Origin of the sequence: Nonomuraea sp. NPDC005692, from assembly GCF_040631115.1 — a bacterium.
Taxonomy (GTDB): Bacteria; Actinomycetota; Actinomycetes; order Streptosporangiales; family Streptosporangiaceae; genus Nonomuraea.
Genome location: NZ_JBEXYU010000013.1, coordinates 1 through 14,051 on the forward strand (window position 1 = coordinate 1; position 14,051 = coordinate 14,051).

12 protein-coding genes and 1 pseudogene are annotated in these 14,051 nt (G+C 72.9%); 6 read left to right on the top strand and 7 right to left on the bottom strand.

What is annotated here, in order from left to right; genetic code table 11:
* Positions 1-325, bottom strand: a pseudogene (locus tag ABZ459_RS25775) (hypothetical protein); the annotation flags it as partial.
* Between the two features lie 295 nt (positions 326-620).
* Here ABZ459_RS25775 and ABZ459_RS25780 point away from each other — a divergent pair.
* On the top strand, positions 621-3,710 hold the full coding sequence (locus ABZ459_RS25780) for a BTAD domain-containing putative transcriptional regulator (protein ID WP_357974934.1): 3,090 nt from the start codon (positions 621-623) through the stop codon (positions 3,708-3,710).
* Positions 3,711-3,787: 77 nt separating this feature from the next.
* Positions 3,788-4,945 carry an FAD-dependent monooxygenase gene (locus tag ABZ459_RS25785; RefSeq protein ID WP_357974938.1) on the top strand — a complete coding sequence of 386 codons (1,158 nt, stop codon included), beginning with the start codon at positions 3,788-3,790 and terminating at the stop codon, positions 4,943-4,945.
* Here the strand turns inward: ABZ459_RS25785 and ABZ459_RS25790 are convergent.
* The 3 genes from ABZ459_RS25790 to ABZ459_RS25800 form a co-directional block, all read right to left on the bottom strand.
* Positions 4,939-5,757, bottom strand: coding sequence for an SAM-dependent methyltransferase (locus ABZ459_RS25790; RefSeq protein WP_357974941.1), 819 nt, complete (start codon positions 5,755-5,757; stop codon positions 4,939-4,941). The two genes, ABZ459_RS25785 and ABZ459_RS25790, sit on opposite strands and share 7 nt — an antisense overlap.
* Positions 5,758-5,824: 67 nt before the next feature.
* Entirely contained in the window at positions 5,825-6,709 is an 885-nt protein-coding gene (locus tag ABZ459_RS25795) for a hypothetical protein (protein ID WP_357974944.1), read from the bottom strand.
* A gap of 33 nt (positions 6,710-6,742) precedes the next feature.
* Complete coding sequence (locus ABZ459_RS25800) at positions 6,743-7,702, bottom strand: nitronate monooxygenase (RefSeq protein ID WP_357974947.1); 960 nt, start codon at positions 7,700-7,702, stop codon at positions 6,743-6,745.
* A 196-nt stretch (positions 7,703-7,898) separates the two neighbouring features.
* Here ABZ459_RS25800 and ABZ459_RS25805 point away from each other — a divergent pair, with 196 nt between their 5' ends.
* On the top strand, positions 7,899-8,084 hold the full coding sequence (locus ABZ459_RS25805) for a hypothetical protein (RefSeq protein WP_352320620.1): 186 nt from the start codon (positions 7,899-7,901) through the stop codon (positions 8,082-8,084).
* Positions 8,085-8,123: 39 nt separating this feature from the next.
* Here the strand turns inward: ABZ459_RS25805 and ABZ459_RS25810 are convergent, their stop codons facing one another.
* Positions 8,124-9,224 carry a serine hydrolase domain-containing protein gene (locus ABZ459_RS25810; RefSeq protein WP_357974950.1) on the bottom strand — a complete coding sequence of 367 codons (1,101 nt, stop codon included), beginning with the start codon at positions 9,222-9,224 and terminating at the stop codon, positions 8,124-8,126.
* Between the two features lie 106 nt (positions 9,225-9,330).
* Here ABZ459_RS25810 and ABZ459_RS25815 point away from each other — a divergent pair, with 106 nt between their 5' ends.
* Positions 9,331-9,954 (top strand): TetR/AcrR family transcriptional regulator, encoded by a 624-nt coding sequence (locus tag ABZ459_RS25815; protein WP_357974953.1) that lies wholly within the window; start codon positions 9,331-9,333, stop codon positions 9,952-9,954.
* Here the strand turns inward: ABZ459_RS25815 and ABZ459_RS25820 are convergent.
* Positions 9,951-10,745 (bottom strand): N-acetylmuramoyl-L-alanine amidase, encoded by a 795-nt coding sequence (locus ABZ459_RS25820; protein ID WP_357974956.1) that lies wholly within the window; start codon positions 10,743-10,745, stop codon positions 9,951-9,953. The genes ABZ459_RS25815 and ABZ459_RS25820 overlap by 4 nt on opposite strands.
* Before the next feature lie 111 nt (positions 10,746-10,856).
* A complete protein-coding gene (locus tag ABZ459_RS25825; protein WP_357974959.1) occupies positions 10,857-12,476 on the bottom strand; it encodes a carbamoyltransferase C-terminal domain-containing protein in 1,620 nt (539 codons plus the stop codon).
* A 223-nt stretch (positions 12,477-12,699) separates the two neighbouring features.
* Here ABZ459_RS25825 and ABZ459_RS25830 point away from each other — a divergent pair, with 223 nt between their 5' ends.
* Together ABZ459_RS25830 and ABZ459_RS25835 are read left to right on the top strand one after the other, a co-directional pair.
* The gene (locus ABZ459_RS25830; protein WP_357974962.1) at positions 12,700-13,197 is read left to right on the top strand and encodes a hypothetical protein; all 498 of its coding nucleotides are present in this window, start codon (positions 12,700-12,702) and stop codon (positions 13,195-13,197) included.
* 176 nt (positions 13,198-13,373) lie between these two features.
* On the top strand, positions 13,374-14,006 hold the full coding sequence (locus ABZ459_RS25835) for a GPP34 family phosphoprotein (RefSeq protein ID WP_357974965.1): 633 nt from the start codon (positions 13,374-13,376) through the stop codon (positions 14,004-14,006).
* Positions 14,007-14,051 lie beyond the last annotated feature (45 nt).

Consider the following 14,051-nt stretch of genomic DNA (forward strand, 5'->3'; position numbering starts at 1 on the left):
CGACGGCGTCGCCGCCGACCATGGGCAGGCCCTTGTAGGTGCGCTCGTAGGCGACGTAGAACATGTCGCCGGCGCCGGGGGTGACCGCTCGGCGGCTGTAGGCCTCGTCGGGGCCTCTGCTGAGGTTGTCGAGCTGGCTGGACACCGCCTTGTCGGCGACCGCCGCGGCGAGCGAGGCGGGGTCTGCCGCCGCTCGGCTGCTGCTGGAGCCTTGTTGGGCGGGGGTGGCTCCAGGAGGGGCGGCGCTCGCGGGTGACGCGGGGAGCGTCATGGTCGCGGCCGTGGCCAGGCCGGCGACCGCCGCGAGTAAGGCTTTGCGTTTCACGCTGTGGTGCTCCTTTCGGCGGGCTCCCTCCGGCCGTTGCCGTCTTGTGGGCGTGCGCGGGCCGCCGCGCGGTCAGGGGTCTCCTGGGTCGCGGGGCGTGAGGGGGATGTGGGGGGTGATAAAGGGTGACGGATACAGCAAGCGGACCGTTTCGCCTTGTTGCCGCCAGACGCTAAGCGTTGGTTGACTGCTCGAAAATACGTATGTTCATCGGTAGGCATACCGACATTTCTGTTACCGCTGGTCACACCCCTCCACGTGCGGATAACAGCCACGATGCTGGACAATCGGGCACGTGCAGTTCGGCATCCTGGGCCCGTTGGAGGTGCGATCGGCCGGCGGCGACCCGATCGCCGTGGGCGGCCCCCGGCCGCGTGCCCTGCTGGTCCTGCTGCTGCTGGAGGCCGGTCGTACGGTCGGCGTCGACCGGCTCATCGACGCCCAGTACGGCCAGAGCCCGCCGGCGGGCGCGGCCAACGCCGTACAGGCGCAGATCTCCCGGCTGCGGCGCAACCTGCCCGCCGACCTGATCGAGTTCCACGGCGCCGGCTACCGGCTGGCGGTCCCGCCCGAGGACGTCGACGCCCACCGCTTCGAGCGGCTGGCCCGCGACGGCCGGCGGCTGCTCGCGGCCGGCCGGCACACCGCGGCGGCGGCCGTCCTCAGGGAGTGCCTGGACCTGTGGCGCGGCCCGGCGCTGGCGGACGTGCGCGAGGCCGCGTACGCGGCGGGCCAGGCCGACCGGCTGGAGGAGCTGCGCCTCGCGGCCAGGGAGGACCTGTACGAGGCCGACCTCCACCTGCCCGAGGCCGAGCCCGCGGCGGGGCTGCGCGAACTGGTCGCCGCCCACCCGCTGCGGGAACGCCCGCGCGCCCTGCTGATGCGCGCCCTGCACGCGGCCGGACGGCAGGCCGAGGCGCTGGCCGTCTACGACGAGGCACGGCGGCTGCTCGCCGACGAGCTGGGCGCAGACCCCTCGCCCGAGCTGGCGGCGCTGCACCTGGCGATCCTGCGGGGCGAGCAGCGGCGCGCGCACGCCACGCGGTCGGCGCCGCCGCCACAGCTCACCACGTTCGTGGGCCGCGAGGAGGAGCTGGCCCGCCTGGCCGCGCTGCGCGGGGCGCGGCTGGTCACGATCACCGGCCCTGGCGGCACCGGCAAGACCCGCCTGGCCGTCGAGGCCGCCACCCGCGACAAGGAACGGCAGGCGTGCTTCGCCGACCTGTCGCCCGCGGCCGGGGAGGGACAGGTGCCGCTGCTGGTGCTGAACGCGCTCGGGTTGCGCGAGTCGGCGCTCAACCCGGGCGTCACCGGCCTGGCCGATCCCGCCGAGCGCCTGGTCGCCGCGCTCACCGAGCAGGACCTGCTGCTCATCCTGGACAACTGCGAGCACGTCGTCGCCGAGGCCGCCACGCTGGCCCGCCGCCTCCTGGCCGGCTGTCCCGGCGTGCGCGTCCTGGCCACCAGCAGGGAGCCGCTGGGCATCACCGGCGAGCACCTGGTGCCGCTCCCGCCGCTGGGCACCCCGCCCCCGGGCACTCCCGCCGCGGACGCGCTCGCCTACCCGGCGGTCAGGCTGTTCGCCGACCGGGCCGCCGCCGTACGGCCTGGGCTGGAGCTGGACCTCGACGCGACGCTGAGCATCTGCGCGGCGCTGGACGGGCTGCCGCTGGCCATCGAGCTGGCCGCGGCCCGGGTGCGCACGTTCCCCGTGGCGGAGATCGCCGCGCGGCTGGCCGAGCACGGCCGGTTCCGGCTGCTCTCGCGCGGCGACCGCACAGCCGCTGCCCGGCACCGGACGCTGCACGCGGTGGTGGAGTGGAGCTGGGACCTGCTGGACGCCGAGGAGCAGGTGCTGGCCAGGCGGTTCTCGGTGTTCTCCGGCGGGGCCCGGCTGGAGACGGTCGAGCGGGTGTGCGGCGCGGACAGCGCGGTGCTCCTGGCCGACCTGGTGGACAAGTCGCTGGTGGAGACCGCCGGCGATCACTACCGCATGCTCGACACCATCCGGCTGTTCTGCGCCGAGCGGCTGGCCGAGGCAGGCGAGGAGCAGCGGATGCGCGCCGCGCACGCCGCCTGGTACCTGGAGCACGCCCGGCGCGCCGAACCCCACCTCTACCGTGCCGAGCAGCTCGAATGGCTGGCCCGTCTGGGGGCCGACGACGCCGATCTCCAGGCCGCGCTGCGCTGGAGCGTCGAGCACGACCCGCCGGCCGCGCTGCGGCTGATCGCCGCCCTGGCCATGTACTGGTATCTGAGCGGGCGGCGCGGCCAGGCCGTCCAGCCCGCCCGGCGGCTGCTCGACGTGATCGGCCCCGAGCCGCCCGCGGGCCTGACCGACGAGTACCTGCTCGCCGTCCTGCACGCCGCCCCCGGCACCGGGTCGCCGCACTGGAGGCGGGCCGCCGAGATCACGACGGAACCGGACCGGCCGGTACGGCATCCGTTCGCCGCCGCGCTGTGGGGCATGACGGCGGGCCCGCCCGAGCGCGGCGTGGAACGGCCGCGACAGCGCGAGCTCGGCGGCGACCCGTGGAGCCAGGCGCTCGGCCGGCTCGGCGAGGCGCTGCTCATGCTGCTGAACGGCGGGATCGTGGCGGCCGAGCGGGAGCTGGAGATCGTGCTGGCGGAGTTCGGCGCGCTGGGCGAGCGCTGGGGGAAGGCGCAGGGGCTCGACTGGCTGGCGGTGATCGCGGGCTGGCGCGGCGAGTGGGCGCGGGCGACGGAGCTGTGGGCGCAGGCGCTCGAACTGCTCGACGAGCTGGGAGCACTGGACGAGCTGGTGGACGTGTTGTGCCGGCGAGCCGACGCCCGGCTGCGCGCGGGCGACCTGGCCGCGGCCAGGGCCGACTGCCTGCGCGCCCGTGAGCTGGCCCGTGAGCTGGGCCGGCCCGAGCTGACGGCGGCCGTGCACGTCCGGCTGGGCGACCTGGCCAGGATCGAGGGGGATCTCGGCGAGGCCGCCGAACGGCTGCGGGACGCGCTGGCCGCCACCGCTCCGGGCTCTCCGCTGGCCGGCACCACGGATCCGCAGGTGCTCACGGCGCTGGCCCGGCTGGCCCAGGCCAGGGGCGAGGCGGGCGAGGCCGCGGCCCGGCACCGGGAGGCGGTGGCCGTCGCGCTGCGCTCGCCGGTCGACAGCGACCTGGCCGACGCCGTCGAGGGCCTGGCCGGGGCCGCCCTGCTCGACGACCCGCCGGAACGGGCGGCGCTGCTGCTCGGCGTGGGGGTGGCGCTGCGCGGGACGGCGGTGACCGGCGACCACGACGTCGCCGCGACGGCCGCCGCCGCCACGGCCGCGCTCGGCCCGGAGCGCTTCGCCGCCCTGTACGCCCGCGGCGCCGCGATGACCAGGGACGAGGCCCGGTCCACGATCCTCGCCTGACAGTCCGGGACGCCCGCGCCGGTGACTGTCAGCCGGTCGTCGCCGGGCTGTCAGCGCTCCCGGCGAGGCTTGCCGACATGAGAGACAACCTGCACAACACCCGCGTACTCATCTCCGGCGCCAGCATCGGCGGCCCCGCGCTGGCCCACTGCCTGGCCCGCCGCGGCTGCAACGTCACCGTCGTCGAGAAGGCGCCGGCCCTGCGCGAGGGCGGCCAGGCGGTGGACTTCAAGGGCGAGACCCACCACACCGTCCTGACCCGCATGGACATCCTGGACGACGTGCGCCGCCTCCAGACCGGCGGCACCGACCAGCACTTCGTGGACGCGTCCGGCCGCACGCTCGCGGTCATGCCCGGCGAGTTCACCGGCGGCGACGTCGAGATCCGCCGCGGCGACCTGGCCCGCCTGCTGTACGAGCGCACCGCCGCCACCTGCGAGTACGTCTTCGGCGACTCCATCACCTCGCTCACCGAGACCCCGGGCGGCGTGCACGTCACCTTCGAACGCTCGGCCCCCCGCACGTTCGACCTGGTCGTGGGCGCGGACGGCATCCACTCCAACGTCCGCAGGCTGGCCTTCGGCCCCGAGTCCGACTGCGTGGACTTCCTCGGCCACTACTACGCGCTGGTGGAGCTGGACAGCGACTTCGGCCCCCACGGCCAGATGTACAACGAGCCCGGCAGGATGGTCGCGGTCGGCGGGCCGAAGGCGCCGGCGTTCTTCGTCTTCGCCTCCGAGCGGCTCGACTACGACCGTTACGACGTCGAGCAGCAGAAGGAGATCCTGGCGCGGGCCTACGCCGGCATGGGCTGGCGCACCCCGCAGGTCCTCGACGCGGTGCGCGGCGCCAAGGACGTCTACCTCGACTCGATCAGCAGGGTGAACATCGACCGGTACGTCGACGGCCGGGTGGCGCTGCTGGGCGACGCGGCGTACGGCAACACGCTGGGCGGGTTCGGCAGCGGGCTGGCGCTGGTGGGCGCGTACGTGCTGGCCGAGGAGCTGGCCGCGGCGGGCGGCGACCACCGCGTGGCCTTCGCCGAGTACGAACGCCAGATGCGCCGCTACTCCAAGGTGACGAGGAGCGGCAACAACGCGGGCACGTTCCTGGCGCCCGGCAGCCCCGCCGGGATCCGCATGCGGAACTGGACCTTCAAGTTCGGCTTCCTGCTCGGCCTGATGATGAAGGTGACCGACAAGTTCGCCACCAACATCGCGCTGAAGGACTACTGAACGGGCACCCGGCCCACGCCCGCGTCGAGCCGGAGCCGGGGTGTGCCGTCCACCAGCGGGAGACGCTCGTCGTCCGTGAGCCGCCAGTCCTGGACGGGCACCAGGCCGGGCCCGATCAGCTCGAACCCGTCGAACAGCCGCAGCACCTCGCCGTGGCTGCGGAACGCGCCCTGGGCGGGCGAGCCGGCCGTGGCCAGGTCGAGCTGGGCGATGGCCTCGGGAGAGCTCTCGGCCATCGCGTGGGAGAGCACCAGATGGCTGCCGGGCACCATGGGCTTCCTGAAGGCGGCCACGATGCCGGGCGGGTCCTCGGCGTCCGTGACGAAGTGCAGCACGCCGACCATCAGCACGCAGACCGGCTGGTCGAAGTCGATGAGGCCGGTGACGTGCGGGTCGGCGAGTACGTCGGCGGGCCTGCGCAGGTCGCCCTGGATGCCGGCGACGCCGGGCTGGTCGGCGAGCATCACCTGGGCGTGCAGGCGGACCATCGGGTCGTGGTCCACGTAGACCACCCGGCAGGCCGGGCTCACCTCGCGGACGGTCTCGTGGATGCTGGGCGCGGTGGGGATGCCGGTGCCGAGGTCGATGAACTGGCGCACGCCCTGACGGGCGACGTGGCGCACGGCCTCGATCTGGAAGCGGCGGTTGGCCCTGGCGACGGCTCGGGCATCGGGCGCGACGGCCAGCAGCTTCTCGGCGACCGCGCGGTCGACGGCGACGTTGTCCTTGCCGCCGAGCAGGTAGTCGTACACCCGGGCAGAGCTTGGCACATTCGGATCCACTCCGGGCGGAACACGTTCTAGCTCAGACATGGTGGCCCATTTCCTCGCCTACCACTGTTCGGTGGTCATACTAATCGGTAACTTACCGGAACGTGTTCTATTTGGCCGCGTGGCCGCAGGGGCGGGGGTCCTCGAACTCGGGGTCGAGCTCGATCCTGCTCAGCACCGTCGCGTCGATCGGACGGCGGATCGTGCCGGCCGTGGCGCAGTCGTAGAACACGTACGCGCCGGAGTCCTGGCCGAGCACCAGCCAGCGCTGCCCCTTCGACAGGAGCTTGCCGGAGTCGTCGCGCACCTCGGCCCACTGGTTGGAGAACCCGGTGAGCTGGAGCACGAGGTTGGCCTCGCCGCGGTCGTGCACCGCCTCGGCCCCCTGCGTCATCCAGCCGACGAGCACGAACCCCAGGCCCACCCCCACCAGCGCGCCCGTCAGCACCCGCATCGCGGCCCGCCCGGTGGGCCGCGCCCGCAGCAACCGGTACGGCACCAGCAGGCAGAACAGCCCGACCACCACGACCGTGATCAGCACCGGCGTGCCGGTGACGTCGAGGATGCCGAGCAGCCCCCAGTACGCGACGCCCGACAGCGCCGCGCCCACCGCGGCGGCCAGCCACGGCTGTTCCCGCGCCCGGTCGAGGGCGCGTCCGGCGGCGCCGCGGGTGACCCGGTCGAGCAGCCACCAGGCGCCCACGACCAGGCCGAGCAGCGGCAGCAGGGTCAGGAAGAGCAGCACCAGCGTCGCCACCAGGTGGCCGAAGATGCTCGCCTGGGTGAGCCCGGCCTGCTCAGGGGTGATGCCGAAGGTGTCGTAGACGCTCTCGAAGCCCAGGTAGAGCAGGGCGTACACGGCGACGGCGATCGGCACGACGACCGTGCCGATCTTCTCCATCACCTCCAGCACGCTGCCCCTGGCGGGCGCGGTCTCCGGTGCCGGGGCGACGGAGGGCGCGGCGGGCGCTGGGGGCAACGTCTGATTTGTCATGGCACAAGAGGATGCATCAGGCCAGGATCGGCGTCATCCACCGGGCGGGGCGAAGCGGCGCAGCAGCGCGTCCGCCTCGGCGAAACCGGCCACCACGTCGGCGGCCGTGCGCCGTTCGCGCACCATCCCGACGGCCTGGCCCGCGTAGATGCAGGCTGTGTCGAAGTCGCCGTCGCGGCGGGCGGCGGCGATCCGCGCCGCGGCCTCCTCGTCGGCCGCCAGCTCCTCCTCGTGACCGGCCCAGCGGTCGAAGAACGCGTTGCGCAGGGCCCGGCCGCCGTACTCGGCCGGCCAGTCGAGGCGCTGGGCCACGTCGAAGACGCGGCCGTAGGCGGTGTCGGTCTCGGCCGCGGCCAGCACGCGGGCCGCCGCCGCTTCCGACAGGACCGTCTCCGCGCAGCCCATGAACGCCGTGCCGGCCCACGCGCCCTCGGCCCCCGCCGCCAGCACGGCGGCCAGCCCGCGCGCGGTGGCGATGCCGCCCGCCGCCAGCACCGGGACGCGGACGGCCGCCAGCACGCTCTGGAGCAGCGGCAGCGTGCCGACGTCGGCGCGGCCGTGGCCGCCCGCCTCGGCCCCGCGCGCCACGACCGCATCGACGCCGGCCTGCTCGGCGGCGCGGGCCTCGTCGGTGGTGCCCGCCTGCGTGACGACCGTGATGCCGGCCTGCCGCAGCTCCTCCACGTACCGCCGGTACGGCCCGAAGCTCACGGAGACGAGCCGCGGCCGGGCCGCGAGCACGGCGTCGAACTGGGCCGGGTTGCCGGGCAGCGCCCAGGCCATGAGCCCGATCCCGTACGGCCGCCCGCTCTCGGCGGCGACGGCGGCCTCGGCCTCGATCCAGGAGGCCGGGGCGGCGGAGGACACCCCGATCACGCCGAGCGCGCCGGCCGCGGAGACGGCGGCGGCCAGCCGGCCCCCGCCCACTCCGGCCATGGGCGCGCCCACCAGGGGCACCGTCAGCCCGAACCGCTCGGTCAACCACGTCCGCACGCCGGCCTCCTTGCACGTCGCCTGCCATTGCCAGTCTCGCACCACGCCCGCTGCGGGCATGGCGGGAGGGCGACAACGCAGGATCCGTACGAAAGTAGAGCCGGATGACCGATGCGCCGGAGGCGGAGGCTGTGCATCCTGGTGGGGACGGGTCCGGCGCGTGGCCTGTTGTGAACCCGAGAGGAGTCGCCAGGACATGGACAGCGCTGCGAGCCGCCCGACCGTGGTCTTGGACAACGGTGTCGTCGGCCGGATCATGCTGGCCCACCGGTCGAGGAGCGATCTCGTGCTCGTGCTCGGCATGGACGGCACCCTGCTGAGCTGTGACCTCGACGGCATCGCCTGCGTGGTCGGCGGCCGGCCCCTGTGCCGCGACGGCTGAGCCCCGCGGGAGCGCTCGGCGGGGCCCCGCGCCCGGCGGTCAGGACCGGGCGACCAGGGCGGCCAGCTCGCCGACGGCGGCGAAGTCGTTGGTGAGGCGGTTCTTGGTGAGGGCGACGGCGGTGCCGGTCGCGGTGTCGGCCCACGCGTAGCTGCCGCCCGCCCCGCCGATGCCGAACGCCGTCGCGCTCTCCTGCGGCGAGCCGCCGGGAAGCCCGATGGTGAAGCCCAGCCCCCACGTCGAGGGCATGCCGAACACCTCGTCAGGGCCGCTGTAGGCCACCGCGGTCGCCTCGCGCAGCCGCTCCGGCGAGATCAGCCGCACGCCGTCCACCTCGCCCAGCAGGGCGGCGTACATGCGCGCTATCGCCCTGGCCGAGGTCTTGCCGCCGGCCGGGATGTCGGCGGTCAGGTAGTCGGGCCGGCTGCCGAGGGCGGCGTTGGGCATCAGCTCCATCGGCCCGGCCTTGAACATCGGCAGGTCGGCCGGCATGTCGCCGAACGCCGACGGGTCCATCGGCTCGTCCTCCAGCCGGGCCAGGCGGTGCTGCTCCTGCGGCGGCATCCCGAAGTACAGCTCGCGGGCCACGCCCAGCGGGCCGGAGACCTCCTCCAGCAGCACCTGCGAGATGCGCTTGCCGGTGGCCCTGCGGACGATCTCGCCGACGAGGAAGCCGAAGGTGTAGGCGTGGTAGCCCATTTTCGTGCCCGGCTCCCACCACAGCTCGGCGTTCTCCAGGGCGGCGACCATCTTGTCCCAGTCGCAGACGTCCTCGGGCGTCGTGTCGAGCGGCACGCCGGGCACGCCGGCCGTGTGGGTCAGCACGTGGCGGACGGTCACACCGCCCTTGCCGTTCCCGGCGAACTCCGGCCACAGGTCGGCGACCGGGGTGTCGTAGTCGTACAGGCCGCGCTCGGCCAGCATGTGGGCGACCGTCGAGGTCGCGCCCTTGCCGATGGAGAAGTTGTAGAACGGCGTGTCGGAGGTGACCGGCCGGCCGGTCTCCGGATCGGCCACGCCCGTCACCACGTCCACGATCTGCACGCCGTCGCGGTAGACGGCCACCTGCAACCCGCGCTCGGCGCCTGACTCGACCAGCTTGTCGGCGGTCTCCTGCACCTGCTGCTGAAGGTCGCTCATGAGATCGTCACTCCTGTTCGTTTCGGGAACTGGACGGTACAGTACTCAGATGAGTACGGAACTGTCCAGTACTATGCGAACTCATGATCGAAAAGGTGGCGTGACAGTGACCGACGAGGATGGCCGGACGGCCCGCAAGCGCAGGCAGATCCTGGACGCGGCGCGCGCGGTGTTCCTGCGCAACGGCTACGTGGGCGCGAGCATGGACGAGGTCGCCTCGATCGCCGCGGTCTCGAAACAGACCGTCTACAAGCACTTCAGCGACAAGGAACAGCTCTTCACCACGATCATCCTCGACACCACGGCGCAGATCGAGGGCCTGGCCAAGCTGATCACCGAGTCGCTGGCGGGCAACGACGACCTGGAGAAGGGGCTGCGCAAGCTGGCCCACGAGTTCCTGGCCTCGATCATGCAGCCCGACGTGCTGCGGCTGCGGCGGCTGATCATCGCCGAGGCCGACCGGTTCCCCGACCTCGGCCGCACCTGGTACGAGCAGGGCTTCGAACGTTCGCTGGAGAGCATGTCCACGGCCTTCGGCCGCCTGGCCGGGCACGGCCTGCGTCCCATGGACGACCCGCGGCTGGCCGCCGACCACTTCGTCGGCCTGCTGCTGTGGATCCCGGTGAACAAGGTCATGTTCTCCGGCGGCGGCGACCACTACACCGAGGCCGAGCTCGACCGGCTCGCCGACGCCGCGGTCGAGGTCTTCCTGCGCGCCTACGGGGCCTAACCGGTCAGGAACTGCTTGAGCCCGGCGGCCAGCGAGCCGGCCATCTCCCCGCGGAACTCCCCGTCGGACATCTTGGCGGCGTCGCCCGGGTTGGCCATGTTGCCGCACTCGATGAACACCGCCGGGCGGGTGGACAGGTTGAGCCCGCCCAGGTCGGTGCGGGTCTGCAGGCCCTGCTCGCCGGTGTAGGTGGCGTACGGCATGCCGGTGCCGTCGCGGAAGGCGTTCCGTACGGCCACGCCGAGCTTCCTGGACGGCTGGATGATCGCGTCGTTGTGCCCGGCCACCAGGCCCGGCAGGATCACGTGGAAGCCGTGACCGGCCGGCGGCGCGCCGTCGGCGTGGATGGACAGGACGGCGTCCGCCCGCGCCTTGTTGCCGATGGCCGCCCGCTCGTTGATGCAGGGGCCGACCCCGGTGTCGTCCGGCCTGGTCAGCACCACCTTGGCGCCCATGTCTTCGAGCAGCGGCTTCAGGCGGCGGGCGACGTCCCAGGTGAAGGCGTGCTCGGTGTAGCCGGCGGCGGTCTGGGTGCCGGTGGTGTTGCAGGGTTTGCGTCCGGTGATGATGTCGACCGGGCGGCTGATCTCCTTGGGGTGGGAGGCGTTGCCGCCGTTGTGCCCCGGGTCGAGCACGACCACCTTCCCGGCCAGCGCGTTCCGCGTGCTCTGCGACGGCGAGGCGGAGGTCACGACCACCCCCTGGGTGGTGCGCACGGGGCCGCCGCCGCAGGCCGCCGACAGCGTGGCCAGGGCGGTCAGCACCACGGGGACGGCTGGGTGAACGCGCATGCGACCGACGGTAGCCCGGACCGGCCCACCGGCTCCGCCACCCACTCTGACCACCGGGAACAATGACCTGGATTTGGTTTCCACCGGCTCTCCCGACGACGGGCGGCGGGGCTAGTCGCGGTCCCAGCTCAGGCCGGGCACCGGCGGCTCCTCGCGCTTGCGGATCAGGTACGGCGGCATGACCAGGGCGTGCAGGTTCGTCGAGAGCAGGGTGTCGATCGACTGCTCGGGCGTCTCGGTCAGCGGCTCGCCGGAGCCGTTGAGCGAGGCGTTGGCCAGCACCGGGGAGCCCGTGGCCGCGTGCCACCCGGTCAGCAGGGCGTGCAGGAACGGCGTGGCCGGCTCCTCCACGGTCTGGATCCGCGCCGTGCCGTCCACGTGGGTCACGCCCGGCAGGCTCGCGCGGTGCTCGGGGCGCACGTCCACGACGCACTGCAGGAACGGGGCCGGGCGGTCGACGCCGAAGAGGCGCTCGGCGTGCTCGGCCAGCACCAGCGCGGCCAGCGGGCGGAACCACTCGCGGCCCTTGACCTCGAAGTTGACGTAGTCCTGCATGTCCGGCCTGGCCGGGTCGGCGAGCACGCTGCGGTTGCCGAGCGCGCTCGGGCCCGACTCGCTGCGGCCCTGGTGCAGGCCCACGACCCGGCCGCTCTCCAGCAGCGACACCGTCGCGCCGACGAGGTCCGCCGGCTGCTCGGCCACCAGGCCGTCCGGCAGGCTCCGCACCGCGGCGGTGATCTCGGTCTCGTCCGGGTCGGGGCCGAGGAAGTCGTCGGTCCAGCGGAAGCGGCTCTCGACGCCGAGGCATTCGATGAGCCCGTACAGGGCGCAGCCCACGGCGGTGCCGCCGTCGTGCGGGCTCGGCGGGATGAAGACCTCGCGGAACGGCGACTCGCGGACGATCCGGCCGTTGGCCGTGGCGTTGAGCGCGGCGCCGCCGGCGTAGACCAGCCGGTCCAGGCCGGTCTGCCCGTGCAGCCAGGCGACCACCTGGGCGAGGGCGTTCTCGAAGACCCGCTGGCCGGCCGCGGCCAGGTCCGCCGCGCGGGAGAAGCGCTCGCCGCCGGGCTCGTAAACGTAGGCGTCCCGCTGGGCGAACGTCTCGATCCACTCCTCGGGGATGAACACCTCGTGGCCGCGTACGTCGAGGTCGGGCAGGCCGTACACGTACGCGTCGCCGAAGGGGGCCAGGCCCATGACCTTGGCCTCGTTGCCCTCGCCCTCGGGCCACAGCAGCTTGGTCAGCAGGGTGTAGAAGCAGCCGAGGCCGGTCGGCCGGGCCCAGTCGCCGTCCCAGAGCTGTTTGGCCAGGCACTCGATCGGGCCGCCGCGCTCGCAGCGGTAGAACGAGGCGACCTCCAGCATGTCGTCGCGGGTGCCCTTCGGCAGCGGGACGCGCTCGGTGAGGTCCCTGACCCGGCTGCCCTGCGCGCCGATCACCAGGCCCGCCGCCCGGTCGAACGGCGAGGGCGGGAACGCGCTGTAGAGGTGGCTGAGATGATGGGAGACCTGGACGACCCGGGCGTCCTCCTTGAGGCTCAGCGTCTCGCGCAGCTCCTCCTCGTAGGCGTCCTTGTGCTCGATCTCGGTGTCGGCGGCGTATCCCTCGACCACGAGGTCCACGGGCTCCTTGAGCAGCGGCATCTCGGGCAGGTACAGGTCCGGCAGGTCGCCCAGGCGGCCCCAGTGGTGCCTGCGCCGGGTGATGCGCTCCTTCTGCAGGCTGTACATGCCCGACTCGCCCACAGCGACAGCAACAGAACCATCCTGAGTACGATTTATGCCGACAACGATAGGAACATCCGTCATCTCTGGTGCCTCCTGGGCTGTGATCACCGGCACCAGTACCCGGGCCTGGGACAAGACCATCCCTCAACCGCGTAACGGACACGTCAGCCCGGACCTGCCCGCGAACCGGGCGAACTTGTGCGCCGGGCGCGCAGTCAAACCCTGCATGACGACGAAGCACATCATCGCGGCGGCGACCCTCGCGGCGGGCGTCGCGCTGGCCGGGATCGCCTCCCCCGCGCTCGCCGCCCCCGCCTTCGGCCCCAACGGGTACGGCGGGGTCACGCTGGGCATGAGCGCCAAGGCCGCCCAGGCCACCGGGAAGATCGTCCACAAGCCCGGCCTCGACTCCGCCACCTGCTCCGGCTGGGACCTCAAGGCCCAGCGGACCGGCCGCGACGCGGTCGGCCTCTTCATCTCCAAGAAGCGGGGCGTGGCGATCATCTTCGCCCCGAAGGGCGCCAGGACGCCGCAGGGCATCGGCATCGGCTCGACGAACACCCAGCTCAAGCGCGCGTACGCGAACAAGCTGCGGACGGCCGCGAGTGGCTTTCCGTACGTCGCCGTGCCGGGCAACGCCAAGGCGCACTACTACTTCCTGCTGCGCAACGGCAAGATCTACGAGATGGGCCTGGCCCTCGACAAGCAGGACTGCGCGAACTGACGATCCGGGACCCCGGCAGGGCGGCACCGGCTTCTCCATGAAGCCGGTGTTTTTTATTTCCCGATAAATAGGGTCTAGCCCGGAGATGCGGGTTTTTGGTAGAAATTGCCGCTGGCGGCTACACGCTGCTTCCTGAACCGGTCATCCACCAATTCCTATAGTGAGCGGGCCGATTTTTGCTTGCCGATGATTTCTTCTTCGTCTGCTGGGACGCGACGGGCTCGGGCAAGCCTCGGCTGCACGTCCCGGGCGTGGCGCTCGGCCTGGCCGGGGCGCTGCTCGCAGAGCTGGTGCTGGAGCAGCGGATCACCGTCGAGGGGGCCCGGCTGCGGGTGGTCGACCGGCGCCGGGTCCCGGACGAGCTGGCCGGAAAGGTGCTGACCGAAATAGGCAATTCCCCGCAGCACACCGACGTGCGGACCTGGCTGGCCTACCTCGCACAACGCTCGGTCACCGAAGTCACCTCCCGGTTGATGGGTAATGGTCTGCTCGAACGCGAATCCCCGAGGCTGCTCAAGCGTAAACAATTCCGCTATTTCTCCAACGACTTCAACCGGGCCATGTGGCCCTCCGCGCGGCTGCGGCTCGCGCTGGTGAAGTGGCAGCCGCTGACCCCGCACGACATGGCGCTGGCGGCGCTGGCCGAGGCCTGCGACCTGACCGACGTCGTCGTCGAGGACCCGGCCGACCGGCGCGGCGCCCACCAGTACCTGACCACGGTGCTGGCCGCGATGCCCCAGCCGCTCAGCGACCTCGGCCGCCAGGTGGGCGCGGCCGTCGGCGACGCCGTCCTGACCTACCGGACGTGAGCCCCGGACCGCCGCCCAGACCACACCGCACCTGAACCCCCCAGA

Coding starts and splice junctions, on each gene's coding strand:
- ABZ459_RS25785 (WP_357974938.1), top strand. CDS start 3,788: ATGAGAGACAACCTGCACAACACCCGCGTACTCATCTCCGGCGCCAGC.
- ABZ459_RS25790 (WP_357974941.1), bottom strand. CDS start 5,757: ATGTCTGAGCTAGAACGTGTTCCGCCCGGAGTGGATCCGAATGTGCCA.
- ABZ459_RS25795 (WP_357974944.1), bottom strand. CDS start 6,709: ATGACAAATCAGACGTTGCCCCCAGCGCCCGCCGCGCCCTCCGTCGCC.
- ABZ459_RS25805 (WP_352320620.1), top strand. CDS start 7,899: ATGGACAGCGCTGCGAGCCGCCCGACCGTGGTCTTGGACAACGGTGTC.
- ABZ459_RS25810 (WP_357974950.1), bottom strand. CDS start 9,224: ATGAGCGACCTTCAGCAGCAGGTGCAGGAGACCGCCGACAAGCTGGTC.
- ABZ459_RS25820 (WP_357974956.1), bottom strand. CDS start 10,745: ATGCGCGTTCACCCAGCCGTCCCCGTGGTGCTGACCGCCCTGGCCACG.
- ABZ459_RS25825 (WP_357974959.1), bottom strand. CDS start 12,476: ATGTACAGCCTGCAGAAGGAGCGCATCACCCGGCGCAGGCACCACTGG.
- ABZ459_RS25830 (WP_357974962.1), top strand. CDS start 12,700: ATGACGACGAAGCACATCATCGCGGCGGCGACCCTCGCGGCGGGCGTC.